The organism is Armatimonas sp., assembly GCF_043760365.1.
Lineage (GTDB): Bacteria > Armatimonadota > Armatimonadia > Armatimonadales > Armatimonadaceae > Armatimonas.
The window spans coordinates 1-1,746 of record NZ_JAYUPA010000422.1 but is presented as its reverse complement, the minus strand read 5'-3'; the positions used below and the strand labels follow the sequence as shown (position 1 = coordinate 1,746).

The 1,746-nt window shown below is 60.0% G+C and carries 2 protein-coding genes; both read left to right on the top strand.

Going from position 1 to position 1,746, the window contains the following annotated elements:
• Nucleotides 1-5 precede the first annotated feature (5 nt).
• Nucleotides 6-1,463: an arylsulfatase gene (locus ACH2EH_RS09945; protein ID WP_395141247.1), complete on the top strand. Its 1,458-nt coding sequence runs from the start codon at nt 6-8 to the stop codon at nt 1,461-1,463.
• A partial coding sequence (locus tag ACH2EH_RS09940; RefSeq protein WP_395141246.1) for a sulfatase-like hydrolase/transferase occupies nt 1,460-1,746 on the top strand: 287 nt, incomplete at its 3' end. The genes ACH2EH_RS09945 and ACH2EH_RS09940, both read left to right, overlap by 4 nt.

The window sequence follows — 1,746 nt, the reverse complement described above, 5'->3', positions numbered from 1 at the left end:
TGGCTCTGCTAGCTTTTACTGCTGTGCCCGCTCTTGCCCAGCCGGTAAAGCCGATACGACCTAATATCGTCTTGATCTACACCGATGATGTGGGCTATGGCGATGTGAGCTGCTATGGAGCCAAGTCCGTTACGACGCCGAATGTGGATCGGCTGGCACGGGAGGGGCTACGTTTCACAGATGCCCACGCGGCGTCTGCGACATGTACACCATCGCGTTATGCCCTGCTCACGGGCGAGTATGCCTGGCGTAAAAAAGGCACGGGGGTGCTGCCGGGCGACGCGGCGATGATTATTGAGCAAGGCCGCACCACGCTGGCATCAACCCTTCAGAAAGCGGGCTACACAACCGGCGTGGTCGGCAAGTGGCACCTAGGGCTGGGTGCAACGGGCGGGCCGGACTGGAACGAGAAAATCGCCCCCGGCCCTGGGCAGGTCGGTTTTAACTACCACTTCTTGATGGCGGCCACGGGGGATCGTGTCCCCTGTGTCTACATCGAAAATGAGCACGTGGTGGGGCTCATTAAAGACGACCCGATCTCGGTGTGCTACGGCAAGATGAACTTCGACGGGGAGCTTGATGGTGTCCGTGACCGCGTGGGGCTACGGATGGGGCTACGGATGGACTGGAGCCAGGGGCATAACAACGCTGTGGTCAATGGAGTGGGGCGGATTGGCTACATGAAAGGCGGAAAGTCGGCGCACTGGGTGGACGAGGACATGGCCGATGTGTTTACCGCAAAGGCCGTCGCTTTTCTGGAGAAAAACAAAACAAATCCTTTTTTTCTCTCGTTCAATACCCACGATATCCATGTGCCGCGCATGCCCAACAAGCGCTTTGTCGGCAAGACCACGATGGGACCGCGCGGTGATGCCATTGTCGAAATGGACGCGTCGGTGGGCGAGCTCCTCAAGACACTGGACAAACTGAAGCTGACGCAAAATACCCTGGTGATCTTCTCCAGCGACAACGGCCCGGTGCTGGATGATGGCTACAAAGACGGTGCGGTGGAGAAGCTCGGCGACCACAAGCCCGCCGGTCCATGGCGTGGCGGGAAGTACAGCCTTTTCGAGGGGGGCACCCGTGTTCCCTTGATTCTGCGCTGGCCTGGGCATGTAAAGCCGGGCATCTCCGAGGCGCTTGTCTGCCAGGTGGACTTTCTGGCATCGCTGGCGGCACTCACGGGCCAGAGCTACAACAAAGCAACAGCTCCCGATAGCGAAAATGTTCTGTCCGCGCTTCTGGGACAGTCTAAGACCGGGCGCGAAACGCTGGTGGAGCACGCGGGCACCCTGACACTGCGGCAGGGGAGCTGGAAGTACATCAAAAACAACCGCCAGCTCTACGACCTCGCCACCGACCCCGGCGAGACTACCAATGTCGCCGCGAAGTTCCCTGAACGCATCGCGGCGATGGCCGCCGCGCTCGAAAAAATTCGTGGTGTCGGAGCCAGCCGACCATGAGGCTATTGCTGACGCTCTGGGCTTTATTGAGTGGGGCACTTGTGGCAAGTGCCCAGGCGACCAATCGCTACAATGTCTTATTTATCGCCGTGGATGACCTCAGGCCCGAGCTAGGCTGCTATGGCGTGAAAGAGGCGCAGTCGCCCCATATAGATCGCCTGGCCAAGTCTGGGATGCTCTTCACGCGCCACTATGCCGCCGTCGCGACCTGCGGCGCATCGCGCTACGCACTTCTCACAGGGCGCTCGCCCGCCCGCTCCGGTGTTACGGCAAACAACGAGGC